This is a genomic window from Desulfoferrobacter suflitae, assembly GCF_022603395.1.
In the GTDB taxonomy this organism is placed as follows: domain Bacteria; phylum Desulfobacterota; class Syntrophobacteria; order Syntrophobacterales; family Syntrophobacteraceae; genus Desulfoferrobacter; species Desulfoferrobacter suflitae.
The window spans coordinates 18,550-35,329 of record NZ_JAIBKA010000006.1; the positions used below are offsets into that span (position 1 = coordinate 18,550).

The 16,780-nt window shown below is 56.6% G+C and carries 16 protein-coding genes; 8 read left to right on the forward strand and 8 right to left on the reverse strand.

Going from position 1 to position 16,780, the window contains the following annotated elements:
- Positions 1-17: 17 nt before the first annotated feature.
- Positions 18-1,412: a Smr/MutS family protein gene (locus tag K1V27_RS11435; RefSeq protein WP_258930132.1), complete on the reverse strand. Its 1,395-nt coding sequence runs from the start codon at positions 1,410-1,412 to the stop codon at positions 18-20.
- Positions 1,413-1,613: 201 nt separating this feature from the next.
- On the opposite strand from K1V27_RS11435, the gene K1V27_RS11440 reads away from it, so the two are divergent.
- From K1V27_RS11440 to trpD, 8 genes are all read left to right on the forward strand, one after another.
- A complete protein-coding gene (locus K1V27_RS11440; RefSeq protein ID WP_258930133.1) occupies positions 1,614-2,309 on the forward strand; it encodes an HAD family hydrolase in 696 nt (231 codons plus the stop codon).
- The gene (locus K1V27_RS11445) at positions 2,306-3,193 is read left to right on the forward strand and encodes an esterase/lipase family protein (protein ID WP_258930134.1); all 888 of its coding nucleotides are present in this window, start codon (positions 2,306-2,308) and stop codon (positions 3,191-3,193) included. Before K1V27_RS11440 ends, K1V27_RS11445 begins: the two co-directional genes overlap by 4 nt.
- A gap of 158 nt (positions 3,194-3,351) precedes the next feature.
- A complete protein-coding gene (locus K1V27_RS11450) occupies positions 3,352-3,645 on the forward strand; it encodes an HPr family phosphocarrier protein (protein WP_258930135.1) in 294 nt (97 codons plus the stop codon).
- A 150-nt stretch (positions 3,646-3,795) separates the two neighbouring features.
- A complete protein-coding gene (gene ptsP / locus K1V27_RS11455) occupies positions 3,796-5,607 on the forward strand; it encodes a phosphoenolpyruvate--protein phosphotransferase (RefSeq protein ID WP_258930136.1) in 1,812 nt (603 codons plus the stop codon).
- Positions 5,608-5,651: 44 nt separating this feature from the next.
- The gene (smpB, locus tag K1V27_RS11460) at positions 5,652-6,140 is read left to right on the forward strand and encodes an SsrA-binding protein SmpB (protein WP_258930137.1); all 489 of its coding nucleotides are present in this window, start codon (positions 5,652-5,654) and stop codon (positions 6,138-6,140) included.
- A 30-nt stretch (positions 6,141-6,170) separates the two neighbouring features.
- Positions 6,171-6,764: a YkgJ family cysteine cluster protein gene (locus tag K1V27_RS11465; protein WP_258930138.1), complete on the forward strand. Its 594-nt coding sequence runs from the start codon at positions 6,171-6,173 to the stop codon at positions 6,762-6,764.
- A gap of 59 nt (positions 6,765-6,823) precedes the next feature.
- Positions 6,824-7,792: an alcohol dehydrogenase catalytic domain-containing protein gene (locus K1V27_RS11470; RefSeq protein ID WP_258930139.1), complete on the forward strand. Its 969-nt coding sequence runs from the start codon at positions 6,824-6,826 to the stop codon at positions 7,790-7,792.
- Positions 7,793-7,807: 15 nt separating this feature from the next.
- Positions 7,808-8,875 carry an anthranilate phosphoribosyltransferase gene (gene trpD, locus K1V27_RS11475; protein ID WP_353740568.1) on the forward strand — a complete coding sequence of 356 codons (1,068 nt, stop codon included), beginning with the start codon at positions 7,808-7,810 and terminating at the stop codon, positions 8,873-8,875.
- Between the two features lie 112 nt (positions 8,876-8,987).
- Here the strand turns inward: trpD and rbr are convergent, their stop codons facing one another.
- The 7 genes from rbr to K1V27_RS11510 form a co-directional block, all read right to left on the reverse strand.
- Positions 8,988-9,563, reverse strand: a complete 576-nt coding sequence (gene rbr, locus K1V27_RS11480; RefSeq protein ID WP_258930141.1) for a rubrerythrin — start codon at positions 9,561-9,563, stop codon at positions 8,988-8,990.
- A gap of 390 nt (positions 9,564-9,953) precedes the next feature.
- A complete protein-coding gene (locus tag K1V27_RS11485; protein ID WP_258930142.1) occupies positions 9,954-11,501 on the reverse strand; it encodes an SDR family oxidoreductase in 1,548 nt (515 codons plus the stop codon).
- Between the two features lie 291 nt (positions 11,502-11,792).
- Entirely contained in the window at positions 11,793-12,215 is a 423-nt protein-coding gene (locus K1V27_RS11490) for an RlpA-like double-psi beta-barrel domain-containing protein (RefSeq protein WP_258930143.1), read from the reverse strand.
- A gap of 360 nt (positions 12,216-12,575) precedes the next feature.
- Positions 12,576-12,758, reverse strand: coding sequence for a hypothetical protein (locus K1V27_RS11495; RefSeq protein WP_258930144.1), 183 nt, complete (start codon positions 12,756-12,758; stop codon positions 12,576-12,578).
- 176 nt (positions 12,759-12,934) lie between these two features.
- Complete coding sequence (gene icd, locus K1V27_RS11500) at positions 12,935-14,158, reverse strand: isocitrate dehydrogenase (NADP(+)) (protein WP_258930145.1); 1,224 nt, start codon at positions 14,156-14,158, stop codon at positions 12,935-12,937.
- A gap of 127 nt (positions 14,159-14,285) precedes the next feature.
- Positions 14,286-16,235 carry a molybdopterin biosynthesis protein gene (locus K1V27_RS11505; protein ID WP_258930146.1) on the reverse strand — a complete coding sequence of 650 codons (1,950 nt, stop codon included), beginning with the start codon at positions 16,233-16,235 and terminating at the stop codon, positions 14,286-14,288.
- The gene (locus K1V27_RS11510) at positions 16,186-16,734 is read right to left on the reverse strand and encodes a hypothetical protein (protein WP_258930147.1); all 549 of its coding nucleotides are present in this window, start codon (positions 16,732-16,734) and stop codon (positions 16,186-16,188) included. The genes K1V27_RS11505 and K1V27_RS11510 overlap by 50 nt, the downstream gene beginning before the upstream one ends.
- Positions 16,735-16,780: the final 46 nt, after the last annotated feature.

Genomic DNA, 16,780 nt, shown 5'->3' on the forward strand with positions numbered 1-16,780 from the left:
GGGAATGAGGGCGAGCCTCAGCGGCGGTCGTGTTCCACGCCGCTCAGACGGGCCAGGGTTGCGCCCCAGCCGCCGCCTGCGGGATCAGCCGAACGGAAGGAAGCCACCAGCGGGTGCCGGGTCAAAATGGCATGCACGCAGTTGCGCAACACCCCACGGCCCTTTCCGTGAATGATTCGAACCTCCCTGAAGCCCTTTGCATGAGCCGCCTCCAGATAATCTTGCAGAAGGGCTTTGACCTCTCCGGGCTGAAACGTGTGCAAGTCCAGGGAATCCTCAATGGGCACCGCCACCAGTCCCTGCGCGGCATCTTGACAGGAAAGTGCCAGCGCACTGCGGATCAGATCGGAGCAAACCGCCGCACCGTCTGTTCTTATTTCAGGACGCCGCCGCGGTTGACTCTCCAATTGCCTGATGCAGGCTTCCCAGCGCCCCCGGTATAAATCTTCGGACGGCAGATGCAGGCAATTGAGATGAGTGTGCAGGGCATCAACCAGAACATCGTATTCGGGGAAATGGCCCCTGTCCGCATAGATGACCGGCGTCCCATGAGCCAGACAATCGGCGACAATCCCGAAGCCGGGCTTGGTTATGACTCCGTCCATGGCCGCCACAGCGTCCACGTAGGATACGTCGAAGTCATCCAGGCAGCGGCCGTTTTTCAGCGGGTAGCAAGTGGGATGCTTGTAGTAAAACAGTGCGTGCTCGATTTTTTCTATGCGACGGAGTGCCTGCCGATCAAGCTGCAACGCATAGAATGATATGAGATACGCTTGCTGATCGGGCGCACACCCCAGGATTTCACGGGTAACGGCCGGTTCTCTTTTCGCTTTGCGGGCAATGAGGGGAACGTCGAGCACCTTTGGGCAGGCGCAGCAGTCCCCGTGCATGGGCAACCGCAAAAACAGCTCACACCGGCTGTAACCTTCCCGGATCCACTCGATCAAAGGCCTCCAGCGTGAATCCTCGGAGGCATACGCCTGGTAGATCCAATCCCAGGTGAAATTGCCAAGTCCCAGGTTGGCGATGTTGCCGTCATCCGCAGCATGAAAAGCCAAAAAGGGAATGTCGGATACGACCAGCTGAATTTCGTTTTTCAGAAGAAAATTCCTTTCTTCCGCGATGATAGAATGCCTTTGATGGTACAGCTGCCGCAAAGCCTGCCAGGTCGCTTCCAGATCAAAGCGCAGACTGTCCAGCTGAACCAGTCCGATGTCCAATTTCCGCTTCCTCAGAGTCACCGGGCCCTCGAGGTTCTGTTCGATCAAGAATTCCGGCAGATCAGACACGATCGTCACCTCGATTTGCGTGTCACGCCGCATCAAGGTGCGGATGACTTCCAGGGAACGAACCGCATGTCCGAATCCATGAGGGGTGATGTAGTATGCGATGTTATATTTTGCTCGGCTCATTTGCTATTCCGCTTCCAGATGATGTAATCTATGCCGTACCCATCCGAAAACCCATGGCTTCTCTCACCCTGTGGGCGAGGAGGTTTCCGGATGGAAACCATGGTGCTGCACTGGGCAGGGGGCTATCAGCAGACCTTATGATAGTCCAAACACCGGGCATTGTCTAATCGGAGTCTGCATCAACGGGTGAGGATTACAGTAGTGAGGGAGAGGGCGAAAGCGGTGTTGTTTGATGTCGGCCATACTCTGGTCGGAGGATCGGAGCCTTCCGCCCGGAGACTGCTGGGCGCAGAATTGCGGCTCTCAGCAAAGGAAACCAAGCAGGCCGGACGTCTGCTGATGACTCACTTTTGCGAGCGACCCGCCGCACTGGCCGACGTTCTCAAACAAAGGCTGCCCCATCGCAGTCAGGCAGAAATCGAGGAGAGTGTAGAAAAGATCTGGCAACGGCAGACGGTCGCCATCGAGGAAATGGGCGGCGCTGCGGCTCTGTTGCGAACATTAAAGCAACGGGGCTTCCAACTGGCGCTGCTCTCCAACATGTGGCACCCCTTCTACGAGGGGCTTCGCGGGGCCTGTGCCGAAATGCTGGAACTGATCGATCACACGTTTTTGAGCTATCAGGTGGGCTGCAAGAAGCCCAATGTGCGGTTTTTCCATCACGCCCTGCGCACCATGGGAATCCCTGCGCAGCACTGCTGGATGGTTGGAGACAGTTACGAGCTGGACATGGCGCCCGCCATAAAAACAGGCATGCGCACCATTTGGCTGCTCAATCAACCCGCCAGGGAAAAATCAACGATTGCACAACTGCTGCGGGGAGAAAAACAACCGCCGGACTGGGTGGTGGAAAACCTTGAAGAAATAGCGTCTTTTTTTGGAGACCGGGAGGCATGACCGTGGGCATCCTCTTTTTGATGGCGCTGTGTGTTTATTTGAGCGCGCTGCTGGGCTTTGCTCTGCTCACCTACGCGTTTTTCTGGTACGAGACGTTCAACGGTCCCCATTTGGATCGCCTGCGGCAACGCTCGCAAAACAGAGTGGCCGGATGGATACTGCGGGGCATTGTCACCAGCTTCGTGAGCCAAAACCTCACCGTTCTATGCTACCCGTTGCGCTTCTGGCGCAAGCTGTGGGAACCGCATCCCGACACGTCATGCCCGCACCCCCCCATCATTCTCATCCACGGCCTTTTTCACAATGTCAGCGCCTGGATCCTGTATCGCTATGTGTTGAGGCGAAACGGCTTTCGAAATATTTATGCCTTCGGGTACGGCAGCTTGAATACCAGCTTCCAGGAAATACTGAACAAGCTTGATCGGAAAGTTCAGGCGGTAGGCCGGGTGTTCCCGGGCCAGCGGCTGGTTCTGATCGGCCACAGTCTTGGAGGATTGCTGGTGCGCGCCTATGCTGAAGATCCCCACAACACGCACAGAATTGCGGCGGCCGTCACCCTGGGAGCGCCCCACCAGGGTTCGAAACTGGCCGCCCTCGGCTCCCTCAAACTGGCCAGGAGTCTCTGCTACCGGGGAAAGCTGTTGGCCGCGTTGGAGCCGGAAGACGAGCCGCCCGACATCCCACGCCTGGCCGTATACTCGCCCATCGACAACATGGTGCTGCCCAACGAATCGTGCCAAGTGGCCCATGCGGGGTGGACTCACCAGGAATGTCAACCGCTCAGCCATTTGGCCATGCTCTATCATGTGCCGCTCGTCAGGCTGGTGTCGGACTACCTGCAAAGGCATGCTTCTGCCCAGCTGCAAGAGAGGGCTGGGGATTGAATCCTTCGACCGCCGGATCTTCCGCGCACGACCGAGTTGGACCCGAGTGTCGCCGGCCTTTCATGATGCCCGGTTCGAGTTGCACCGGAGTTGACTTAGCATGTCTCATATGCTAAGAGACGGCGGGATTTGGAGTTGGAGGAAAAGCGGTTATCATCGTGCCTTTTTGGAGAATGCTGGTTTTGGAACAGGAATTCATTGTTTCCAACAGGCTGGGTATTCATGCTCGAGTTGCAGCACAAATTGTTAAAGTGGCCAATCAATTTGAGTCTCAAATCTGGATATCCAAGAGCGGAAACAATCACAAAGTCAACGGCAAGAGCATCCTGGATATCATGACTCTGGTTTGCCCCCACGGCAGCACGGTTCACGTCCATACCGAAGGTCCCGATGCCGTTCAAGCCATGGCTGCTCTGGCCGCTCTATTTCAGACCAAGTTTGGGGAAGTTTGATTCCAGTTTCCATTGCCGTCGGTTCATTATTCAACTAGATGTAGAACTGTCTGCCATTCCGGCCTTAAATTAATCCTGCCGCAGGCGAGATCATACGTCTCGAATCTACCGGGTTCAATCCGAGCTGTCTATAATGTGGAAATTTAGCTGATGGAGCAAGCGTCAAAAACCATAACCGGCATCGGGGTATCGCCGGGCATCGCGATAGGCAAGGCCTATCTGTTGGAGCGAGGCCGCATTCCGATTCCCTACTACACGCTGCTTGGGGCAGAGGCCGTCAGTGATGAAGTGAAACGCTTTGAGGACGCGGTCAATAAAGCGGAACAGGACTTGGAGCTGTTAAAAGCAAAAGTTCATCCCGACTTGAAGGAACATGCCAACGTTTTGGAAGTACACCAGATGATCCTGCGCGATCATTTGCTTTACGACGAAACGTTGCGACTCATTCAAACCGACAAACTGAATGCTCACTGGGCGTTGATCCGCGCCCTGATGAAAGCGCAGGAGGTATTCAGCACCGTCGAGGACGAATACATCCAGAGTCGCGTTGCCGACGTCCACGCAGTCGGAGAGCGCATCCTGCGCAATCTTTCGGGTAAAGAGCACGACGCCCTCAATGCCATCAAAGAACGCGTCATCATTGTGGCGCACGACCTGTCACCCGCCGATGCCGCGCAGCTGCAGCTCGAGCGCACACTCGGCCTGGTGACGGACATGGGCGGACGCACCTCGCATACCTCCATTATCGCCCGTTCTCTCGGCATTCCCGCCGTAGTCGGCGCCGAAGTGGCGAGCAAGCAGGTACAGATGGGCGATATTGTCATTGTGGACGGGACTTCGGGCAATATCATCATCAATCCGAGCGAAGAAGAAATCAGCTACTATTACGAGCGCCAGGACCAGCTGGAGACGTATCTCAAAGAAATTCGACGCAAGTCGCATCTGCCGGCGCGTACGGAAGACGGCTTTCTCATTAAGGTTGAGGCCAACATCGAGCTGCTGGAGGAAGTGGTTGCGGTCAAAGACAATGGGGCTGAAGGAATCGGGCTCTACCGAACGGAATTCTTTTTCATGAATCGCACCGATCTCCCGGATGAAGAGGCCCTATACAACGAGTACCGAGAGCTCTCGGAGCTCATGGCACCGCATCAGGTCACCATCAGGACCCTGGATCTGGGAGCCGAAAAGCTGACCAGCTGGTTCCCCAAGCTGGAGGAAACCAACCCGGCCCTCGGTCTGCGTTCAATTCGCCTGTGCCTGCAGTACCGGGACCTGTTTGAAACACAGATACGAGCCATTTTGCGGGCCAGCGCCGTGGCCCGCAACTTCAAATTGATGTTTCCCCTGGTCTCGGGGATTGGTGAACTGCACGAAGTTCTCGGCATGGTGCGGAAAGTCCAGGAGCAACTGCGCCGGCAACGGATTCCCTTCGACGACCGGATGCCGCTGGGGGTCATGATCGAAGTCCCTTCGGCGGTTGCCGTGGCGGATCTGTTGGCCAAAGAGGTGGATTTTTTCAGCATCGGCACCAACGATCTGATTCAGTACAGCCTCGCCATCGATCGCGTCAACGAGCACGTGGCTTATTTGTACGAGCCGCTTCATCCCGGGGTTTTACGCTTCATCAAGCAGGCGGTCGATGCCGGGCACAAAGCCAAAATACCGGTGAGCATCTGTGGAGAAATGGCCGGTGAACCTCTCTATGTGCCCATTTTGCTTGGACTCAATCTGGACAGCCTGAGCATGAACCCACAGGCGGTTCCGCGAGTCAAGAATCTGATATGCCGTTCCCGGTTGAAATCCTGCCGCCGTTTCGTTAAGAAAATTTTAGGTTTTAGAACGGCTCGAGAAATCAATGAACTGTTGCAGGAAATGATGCTGAAAAATTTCCCTGAAGAATTTCGCGTGTTCGATCCAAGCGATCTGATTCCCAAGGGTGTTGCACACATTCGCAGACGCTGAACAAAATTCGCAGGATCGGTCTAACAGTCCGATACGGGTATGCCATGGGTCAGAAAAAAGAGGCAATCAAGGGCAAAGGGATTCGCCTGGTTTGTCAAAATAAGAAAGCCTATCACAACTACGAAATCCTGGAGACTTTCGAGGCGGGTATGGTGCTTTTGGGAACCGAGGTGAAGTCCCTGCGTGAGGGCAGGGCCAATTTGAAGGACAGTTATGCGCGGGTGAAAAAAGGAGAAATCTATCTCTACGGACTTCACATAAGTCCCTATACACACGCTTCCTACGACAATCACGAAGCGGAGAGGGTAAGAAAGCTTCTGCTTCACCGCTACGAGATCAAACGCCTGCTGGGGAAAACCCAAGAGCGAGGCTTTTCCCTGATTCCGCTGAAGGTCTATTTCAAAGAGGGCAGGGCAAAGGTTGAGCTGGCTCTGGCGCGCGGCAAGAAGCTGTTCGACAAGCGCGAGACCCTGAAGCGCAAGGAAGAGGCCCGGGAAATGGAACGACTGCGCAAGCGTCACAAGGTTTCGTGAAGTGCAAGCGGGTGTAAACGACACTGAACCATGAACATCGAAGCAAAGAAATCACGGCTTTTTGCGCTCTACGACAAATACGCTGAGCTCGCCAGGCCCTTTTTCGCCTCCGCAGTGTGCGAGAAGGGCTGTGCTGACTGCTGCACATCGGTAGGCCGAGTGGACATTGTCACTCTGGAAGGCATGATCATCCTCAAGCAGTTGAAATCCCTTGATGCAGCCGTTCAAAAAGAGGTGCAGAAGCGGCTGAAGCAAAACAGGAAGACCAAGCGGGAATCCAAATTCGCCCGCTGTGCCTTTTTGCTGGCTGACAACAGCTGTATGATTTATCCTGTGCGCCCCTTCAGCTGCCGCAGGCTGTATTCCATTCAGCGCTGCGGAACCACCGGTCCGACTGTCCATCGTCAGGCGTGGGAAGCTGCAGAACAGGTGCAACTGGCCATCCGCCAACTGGATTCCAGCGGCTGTATGGGACACATGAGCTACATACTGCAGCTGTTGAGTGACGCAAGATTTCTCAAGTTCTATGTGACCGATCAACTTTCTCCACAAAATATCCCCAATTTTGCGGCAAATCTCGGCATCTCCGCCAACCGTCCCGCCCGCCCCCTGACCCCGCCGTGATAGACCAGAGCGCAAACGGACCGGCAAACGGTGCACCGCCTCGGCAGTCGGCAACGGTCATGAAATGCCTGCAGCTCAAGCAGCCGGGGTCCCTGATCCCGACCCACACAGCGCTCCCACAACCGGGGCCGGGCGAGGTGTTGTTACGGGTAACCCGCTGTGCCCTGTGTCGAACCGATGCCAAAATGTTCGCTCAGGGGCATCGCGACTTGACGCTCCCGAGAGTTCTCGGCCACGAAATTTGTGGAGTCGAGGTCGCCACAGGACAACGCTATGCTGTCTGGCCCGGCAGTTCGTGTGGAAGCTGCACTCAATGTCGGAACGGAAGGGAAAACCTCTGCAGACAAATGCAGATCCTGGGGTTTCACAGGAACGGCGGCCTGGCCGAGTTTGTCGCCGTACCAAGAACCAGCCTGATTCCTCTCCCCGCCGACCTGCCCGATGCGCTGGCGTGCCTGGCGGAGCCGCTGGCCTGTGCACTGAACGCAATTGAGCAAACGAACCTGCGCGGCGGCCAAAAGCTCCTCATCTACGGCGCCGGTCCCGTCGGACTGCTGATGGCCATGGCAGCCACCGCACGAGGTGCAGCAACCTGGATGAGCGAACGGAGCGACTCCAAACTGAAGCGCAGCGACCAATTCAGAAAGGGCTTGAACATAGCCTCCCACGACAACCGATCGGACTTGGCATTTGACGCGGTCATCAACGCAGCGCCTGCGCGTGAAGCCATTTCCGCGGGGATTAAACGGCTCACAACCGCCGGCTGTTATTGCGTTTTCAGCGGCATCACCAACGCGGCAGCCATTCCCGTCGAGGTCATCAACGAGATCCATTACCGCCAGTTGCGCATGGTGGGCGCCTATGGCTGTACTTCATCACAGCTTCAGGAGGCGGTGACGTTGCTTTGGAACCATCGAGCGCGGGTGAATCTGCTGATCGAGCGGCACATCGGCCTGAATGAGGTTGAGGATGCGCTGCGGCAAATCCTTGCAGGGAAGACACTGAAGTTTGTGGTTAAATTGGCATAAGATCGAGGACAAATGATGATCGAAGAGAATAAATTGAGGGAATTCGGTCGCCTGATATGCGCCGTGGCGGCACACCGATGCATGACCCGTGAGGAAGCTTCGGAAGCCTACCGGCAAGTCATTTTGAACGAGCAGCCGGAACTTCAACAGGGAGCGTTCCTGATGGCTCATATCACCCGCGGGCCCACGACGGAAGAACTGTCGGGCGCATGGGACGCACTGGATCGGTATGACACCGCCAAAATCCACACGCAGTTGAGTGGCCCTGTGTGCGACATTGTGGGAACCGGATCGGACCCGCTCAAGACCATCAACTGCTCCACTCCCGCCGCTCTTATAGCCGCCGGGTGCGGCCTGACCGTTGCCAAGAAGGGAGCCAGGCTGGTCACCGGCGTGTCAGGTGCGTCGGACATTTTCGAGATTTTCGGCATCGATTTGAACGCACCTCTGGAGCAGGCGGAACAATGCCTCACCCAATACGGCATTTGTTATCTGCCCGGCGAGCTGTTCCTAAAATCCGGCTGGGCGCGCCTTATTCAAGTCATGCGCTTCACTTCCGCCTTCAACATCATCGGACCGCTGACGCGCCCCTGTGAACAGAACAACTGCATCGTGATCGGCGCCTATGCACCTCAGGTTTGCGACCAGCTCATTGCGGTGCTCAAGGAAATCAACATGTCTGTCGCCCTTGCGCCGTTCGGCATGGTGGAAGGCATGGACCCCTCCCTTGGCATGGACGAGTTTTCCCTAGCCGGCCCCACCAGAGTCGTGGAATTGCGCAATGGGACCATCAATACGTACGAAGTCACCCCGGAAGATTTTGGACTGCCCATGGTCGATTTCAGTAAAATCAGCAGCCGGGCGGACGCCCATCAAAACGCTGCAGCCATCATGGATGTTCTGCGTGGCCACTACGACACGCCGACAGCCGACTTCTTCTGCATGAATGCCGCTGCAGCGCTGTATGCAGCGGGTCTTGCGCCCGGCTATCGACAAGGAACCGACCTGGCCAAGCAAGCACTGGCGAACGGCCAGGCCATGGCAAAGCTCGAACAGCTGCGCGCTTGCCAGGGAGGCCGGTAGTAGCGATGTCGATGGCCGGCGGGGGAATTGCTGCGGGAAAAATCGGCTCGACGTGTCGCCTGCGCGTCAAGCCGATTGAGCATAGCGTGGATTTTCAGATGGTGCTCACCGCCTAATAATTTTCCGCCAGAAGCTCAAAAAACGCCCGCGGATGCTGGCAGGTGGGGCATTTTTCCGGGGCTTCCGTTGCCTCCAGCACACGTCCGCAATTGATGCATTTCCAGTGAGCCTTGTCTTGCTTCCTGAAAACTCGGCCCCCCTCGACCGCTTCGATCAATTTGTTGTAGCGGCGTTCATGCCATTTTTCCACTTCCGCCACGTGCTTGAAAACCTGTTCCGCCTCCTTGTAGCCCTCTTGTGCGGCGACCTCTGCAAAGCCGGCGTAAAGAGTGGTCCACTCGAGTTTTTCGCCTTCTGCAGCGGACCTCAATTGCGTCAGGGTGTCCCCGTTCACACCGGCCGGATAACCGGCGGTGATGATCGTCTCGCCTCCCTCCAGCAGCCTGAAAAACAGTTTGGCATGTTCCTTTTCATTCTCCGCAGTTTCCAGGAAAATATTCTTGATCTGCTCGAAACCCTCTTTTTTTGCAATACTTGCAGCAAAAGTGTAACGATTTCGCGCTTGCGATTCACCGGCAAAAGCGGCCAAAAGATTTTTTTCCGTCTGCGATCCTTTCAAACTTGGCATACAATCACTCCTCCAAAATCTGTCAATACACACACAACAGCACTGACCAGCGCTCTGCATCGAGCCACATGAATGGTGCTCGAATATCCATCCTGTTGCCGTTCATACCGTGCCCATTTGGCACGCCCCCTTGTCAAATCAATAGGCACAAACCATGCCAAAGGCTCCCGAAAATGACTCTCCCGCACGCCGGCGGCCGGCCCCCGGCAGGCTTCACAGAGGGAGTAAACAAGGAGATTCCATGCTTTTCTCCGGTCCTCACCAGCGGCCCCGCAAGGGTGCCTGTGGAGCACCCCGGGTCACCCCGGCAACCCCGGGGTGTTTCCTGAGACACAAGTGTATAATGATCGATCTGATACACACGCGGCGACACGAAACCCAAACCAAAAACTAGTTGGGTTGCCCCCAGTTGCTCGGCAGGCGGCAGCTTTCGTGTGGTCCCACAAACTTTTCGGGACCCGCCCGCAGGCCGCAACCCGCTCGATACGCTATATTTTTCAGCATCCCTTGAAACAGGAAGGCATGAAATGGAGCCATGGCATACCAGTAACATAAGCCGCCCACGCCTCGGCCAAGGAAGCGGGCCGTCTGCACCAACTCGCAGCCATCCTGCAAGCGTCTCAAACTGAATATCAGGGCCGCTTCGCCCGGCGTCTTCATTTCGGCCAACAGGATGAGCCGCACATTCTCTTCAGCCAAAAGCACCCGCCAGAAATCCAGTGCATCGCCCGTACGGATCTCTTCCTGACTCCTCCGGCCGCGGCTCAAACCCACTCCACCAAGCAGCCGGTCCACCAAGCCGCGCGCTTTCCACAGACTATTGCCGAAGTACCAGCCGGTGCGCCCCCCAGCCGCTTTCAGCAAACGCCAAACCTCCTCCGGCGGGCACTCGAGGATCGCCCTGTAGCTGCATTCATAGATATTGGCCGAACCGAACCTGGCTGCCGAACAGGCCAGCCATTCTGGAGGTCTGATTTCTCCGGCGTCGCTCCAACACGTTTGCGTCAGTTGCTGCCTGGTCTCCTGCAGCGCCCTTCGAATGCCATGGCGCACAGAGGTCATGTCCACGCCGATGAGTTGTCTTGCCCGGTTGTAATCGACCGCGGCATCATCCAGTAATCCTTCGATGAAAGAAAGCGCCGGGCGCATCGGTACCGGCGTGACGCAGCTGATCCCGTACGCACTCAAACGCGGGGCCGTTGCAGGAACAGGAATGATGATTCTTCCGGGCAGACCCGCTTCCTCCCCATAAACGACACAAGCATCCCGCCAACTAACGCTTTCGGGGCCGCCGATGTCGAGGGTCCGGCCGATCGTGGCGTGGTTGTCGAGACACTCCAGCAGGCAGGCGATGACATCGCCGATATCGATGGCCTGCACCGGGGTAACCGTCCACCGGGGGGCAGGCAACACCGGCAGTCGCTCGACCAGAGCACGCAGCATTTCAAAGTAAAGACTGCCCGATCCAAGAATCGGTGCGGCCTTGAGCCAGGTGACCGGCACCTTTCCACAGGCAAGAATCCACCCGACGTCCCCGCGCGAACCCAGGTGCCCGGAAGACTTGAAGCTGTCTTGCGCTGACCGGCCACCAAGATAAATGATCCGGTGAAGCCCCGCGCGTTCTGCAACACGGACCATATTCCGGGCCGCTTTGCGGTTTTTGTGCGCCACGTCACCCCTCGTCGTCCCCGCATGGGTGACCAGATAATAGGCGACCCGGCAGTTTCGCATCGCCTCGCCCAACCGGTTTTCGTCAAGAGCGTCGGCCGCGACGATTTCCAGTTGTGGCGAGGCGGCGAAAGATCGGCAGCGCAATTTTTCCAAGGAGCGGGCCACGGCTCGAACGTGATGGCCCTTCTTGAGCAGCGCTGGAACCAGCCGGCCGCCCACATAGCCGGTTGCTCCAATGACAGCTACGGTTCGCGGTGGATTGGACATGTTTTCCTGACATCTCAGCACCCCGGCCAGCCGCCTGCACAGTTCGCCCGCACAGCCGTTCCCGCAAACGCTGGATGTCCTCCGCTCTGATCACAGAAAGCGGCCGGATGGGCTTTGCCTTCTGGAGCAAAATGGCTGTGGTCAGTACAAGGTCCCGGGCGGGAGCACTTTACAGCTTCCAAGATAATATTCTCGGTGTATGTTGGGTTAAGCTACGCGTTTCGCGTGACGCAACCCAACGCCTACCTGGAAGCCGAACTCATTTTCTTGAACACTCTGGAGAGCCGGGAATTACGTTTCATTGAGAGGAATCAGCACCCCTGATCTTTTTCCAAACTTTCGGCAAGCCTCAACGGAAGGAAGCAACAGATCCACTTTTTTGCGGTGTTTCTTCGCCATGGAATCCAGGAAAGTGACCTGGTAGAGTTTCTTGTTGATCCACAATTGAAACCGATCCCCGAAGCCGTAAAGTTTGGCAAGGTCGCTGCTCAATGCCACCAGCCTTCGGTAATGGCTCGGATTAATCTTTACGGCTGAAGCCGTAACATTGGGGTTTCCTTTGCCACATGAAGAAGTATTGGTATAGGCGGTCACCGTCACCTGATGAAAGGTCGGGGTAAGACCGGCTAACCGGGATGGAACGTGAACCGTGGGAAGACTGTAAACGGAAAGGGCCAGCAAGCTAAGCGTCGTCAATTTGACAATTCGCATCATACGTGTCTGCTCCTGCGTTAGGGAAATCAACCGCACATTCTCTTCCCGTGTGGAAGAGAAGCACCTCGAAACCTCGGAGTGGCACATGGCTGGAGGTCAAATTTGGGCGCGGCTATGGGGTCACAATGTTGCTCTTTTTAGCGCTCACGCACCTTGTTACAAAATGTGAACCAGAAAGTCAACGATTCAGGTTGTGACACGATCCAAGTTGTGCCGCGGAAGATGCTGCACCCTTGCCAGCATTGTGCAGGGAGGTGTTGCAAAGGAGGGGGGAACTAATAAAACCGCCCAAAGTCCCTTGACTTTGGGCGGAGTATGCAAATAACACCGGTCAATCCATAGCTCACCCGGCAGCAGGTGTTACGCCTCATCCTCATCGGAATATTCGCTACCGTAATCTCTCATCCATTCGGGATACAGCCTGTCAAAGTATACGTCACCACCGCCTCCCAGCATGTCTGCATAGGATTCCTGACCATAGTTTGTCATCCAAAGAGGGCGTCTCTGCTTCCTCAGTTCATCGATATTTACGTTCATGTTCATGGCAACCTCCATCTTTCCATTCGTCACGATCCGTTTTTTTCATACACTTAACCAATCGAGGTCACCCGTCTCACCGCTCCTGTTCGAGGATATAGTAAGACTTCTTGGCTGGTTGTCAACGATCCGATAATGATTAGCCATCGCTGCCCCAGCCCTCGTGCCGGGTGCTGGTGGCATCACATATTGCCGATAATGGCTTCAGCAAACTGCGAGCTCTTCACCTCTTTGGCTCCCTCCATTTGCCTGGCCAGATCGTACGTGACCGTCTTATCCTCAATTGTGCGCATCACCGCGTGTCGAACCAATGTCGCAGCCTCTTCCCAGCCCAGGTGATCGAACATCATCGCCCCGGAAAGGATGACGGATCCGGGGTTGATTTTATCCTGCCCGGCGTACTTGGGAGCGGTTCCATGGGTGGCTTCAAAGATCGCATAGTCGTCGCCGATATTGGCGCCGGGTGCCATGCCGAGCCCCCCGGCCATGGCCGCCAGAGCATCGGACATGTAATCGCCGTTGAGATTGGGCATCGCCAGGATGTCATACTCTTCCGGTCGCAGCAGAATCTGTTGAAACATGGCATCGGTGATGCGGTCCTTTATCAGCAGCTGGTCGCCGGGAACCTTTCCCCGCAAACGGCCGGCGACTTCCTCCTCGCTCACGACAGATTGTGCAAATTCTTCCCTGGCCAAGTCATAGCCCCATTTGCGAAATGCACCTTCGGTGAATTTCATGATGTTGCCCTTGTGCACCAGGGTCACGCTGCGCCGCTTGTGGTCCAGAGCAAATTGAATCGCCCTGCGCACCAGCCGAACCGTACCGAACTTGCTGATGGGTTTTAATCCGATTCCGGAGTCTTGCCGAATGTCCCGACCATCCTCCCGCCTGACCAGTTCGATGAGCTTTTGCGCCATGGCAGACCCCGCCTCCCACTCGAGTCCCGCATAGACGTCTTCGGTGTTTTCTCGAAACACGACCATGTCCACCCGTTCCGGATGCCGCAGTGGACTGGGCAAGCCTGGAATGTACTTGACCGGCCGCACACAGGCGTAGAGGTCCAACACCTGGCGCAAGGTTACATTAATGCTGCGGATTCCTTCTCCCACGGGAGTGGTGAGCGGGCCTTTGATGGCAATGCGGCATTTCTTGATTTGCTCGAGGGTTTCTTCCGGCAGCCAACTGCCGGTCTCCCGATTGGCCTTCTCTCCCGCCAAGATTTCCATCCAGCGGATGCTGCGTTTGCCTCCATAAGCCCTTGCCACCCCTGCATCGAAAACCGGCCGGGCAGCTCGCCAAATGTCCGGACCAACGCCGTCACCCTCGATGAATGGAATGATCACTGAATCGGGAACCCGCAATTGTCCTTCCGCGTCCATGCGGATGATGTTTTCATACTCGACCATGCTGTCTCCTGATCATCGGCGTGCAATCTTCAAACTGCTCGCAAGGTCATCGCTTTGGATATTCCCCTTGAACCTCAAAAAAACCCACAACAAATGAATACTCCGGCATGGAACATTCCTCGCGGCTCTACAGCCACTTCTGCCCATCCCAGCGGCCCACCACCCGGCCCGAGTTCGATGCGTCATAGCCGCCGAGGGCGGCAAGCCTCCGGCGGAAATGAGCCGTGCCGATGATCTCCAGGACCAGTTGCATTTTGGGATCATCCCAGCTGCTGTCAGGAATCACCAGATCATAGCGTTCTTCTGCCACGGGAATGAAATCCAGTCCCAGAGCCTTTGCCGCCGCAAAGATGGCCATGCCGGTATCGGCCCGGCCGCTCAGAACATTCACTGCGACAGCCATGTGGGTGAATTCGTCCTGATCGTACCCGGCAATGTCGTCAGGAGAAATATTGCGCCGCTGCAGCTGGTAGTCCAGGAGTATCCGCGTGCCCGATCCCGCCTGCCGGTTGATGAGTCGCACGTCCGGCCGGCGGAGATCCTCCACGCCCTTGATCCCTTTGGGATTGCCGGCAAGCAGCAGCAGCCCCTGCCGGCGCATGGTCAACTCCACCAGGCGCACAGGCACGCCCGGCAGGTAGCGGGCAATGTAGGAACTATTGAAGTCACCCGTTTCCGTATCCAGCAGGTGGCTGCCGGCAAAATGTGTCTGGCCCCTGCGAACCGCCAGCAGCCCCCCGAGACTTCCCACATTGCTCGAAGAAAGATGCAGGCGGCTGTTGCGTATCTTCAACTCGTTGGCCAGCACATCGATGGTGTTGTCATGGCTTCCTATCATTATGAGGGTGTCTTCGAGGCTTTCTTCCGGGCGCAGCAGTCTGATCCGAACCCTCTCTCCCGCATCGTGGCCTTCGGATTCCTGAGGCACCTGCAACATGCCGTCAGCCCGCGTCAGTGAGGTGATGACCCCGGCACCGCGCTGCAAGGGCATGGCCACCAGATCACCCCGAACTCTGCCTAAAATCACCCGGACAAATTCCTCCAGGCCCAGTCGTGAAGGCATTTTTCTGCCAAGATTTGCCTCCACGTGAGCAAACGCAGGGGGCGCCAATCCCTGCATGGCAAAGAGCAGCGGGCGAACAAACTGTTCGAAGGCCAATATGGCCGAAACCGGGTAGCCGGGGATGCCGACTACCGGCTTGCCTTTGACCATGCCCAGAATGGTCGGCTTGCCGGGCATCATGGTCACGCCATGGACAAAAACTTCACCCAACTCGCCGATGGCTTCCGCCGTGTAATCTTCACTACCCGCCGAAGAACCTGCGTTGACCAGGACGACATCGGCGTCTGAGTCCACGGCACGCTGCAACGCAAGCTTGATACTCTCGTAGTCGTCCACGATCCCTGGCTGCATCAAAGGTTCCCCCCCGCACTCGGCAACCATGGCCGACAGTACGACGCCATTGAACTCGATGATTTCTCCCGGCTTCGCCTGAGATGCCCGGTCCGCAGGAATCAGCTCGGTGCCGGTGGGTTGTATGGACACTCTGGGGCGGGTAAAGACAGACACGCTGGTGACCCCGGCGGCCAGCAGCGCACCCAGGTCAGCGGGCCTCAGTCGATGATTCTGCGGGATCAGCAACTCTCCCGCCACGATGTCCTCACCGACTTTTCTGACGTGCTGCCAGGGAAACGCCGCCCCTCTGATTTCCACCGCTGCATCCCCGACCTGTTCCACGTGTTCGATCATGATCACCGCATCCGTGCCGGACGGCAAAGGATCACCCGTATCGACCGCATGGGCATTGTGCCCGAGCACCAGTCGCACTGGATTGACATCGCTCGCACCGAAGGTGTCTTCAGCCTGCACGGCGATTCCATCCATGGCCGCACCATGATAGTGGGGGACGGAATGCCTGGCCGTTACCGGCGCGGCCGTCACGCGCCCCAATCCCATTGCCGCCGGTATCGTTTCGACCGGCGCCCGCACACTCGAGGTTTCCGCAGACCATATCGTCCGCGCCTGTTCAAGCGTTTTCATCGTGAGATAGATGTTCCTGCGGTGTTGCCTCTTCATGTGAACCGTTCTCCCTAAGAGTCTCTTGAATCATCTGCAGCCAGTCAAAGGGCTTGTCAGCATGCCACGTGGCGGTTCTCAGATGATCGTCCATGCCTTGATATACCACCCTGATGTGCCTCCGGGGTAAAAGAAAAGGTCCCCGTTCGTAGACTATTTCAGCCCTTCTTACCCGCTTCAGCGGAATCGACAGGTCAAGATTTCTTTCCCACAGGCGAAAGTAGAGTCTTTTCCCGGTCAGCAGCAAAACCCCGTTTCCTTTCCATTGCCTGTCCCACAGGCGGTTCATGCCGCAAAAATACGCCCGGGAGGCGAGGATCCTCACAGGCACCCCGTTGAACTGCCGGGTAACACGCCTGACAGTCTGCTGCATGGCACTTCTTCTGCGCAGGTAGAAAAAAAAGCTGAGCCCAAAAAAGACCATCCCCAGGCCGATCACCAGCCAGCCCAGTTCGAGCAGGGAAATCTCCGGGAGCTCAGCGAGGATTTGACCCAACAAGATGCTTTCCTCATTCCACTGAAAAATACCACGTTAGTGACGGCAG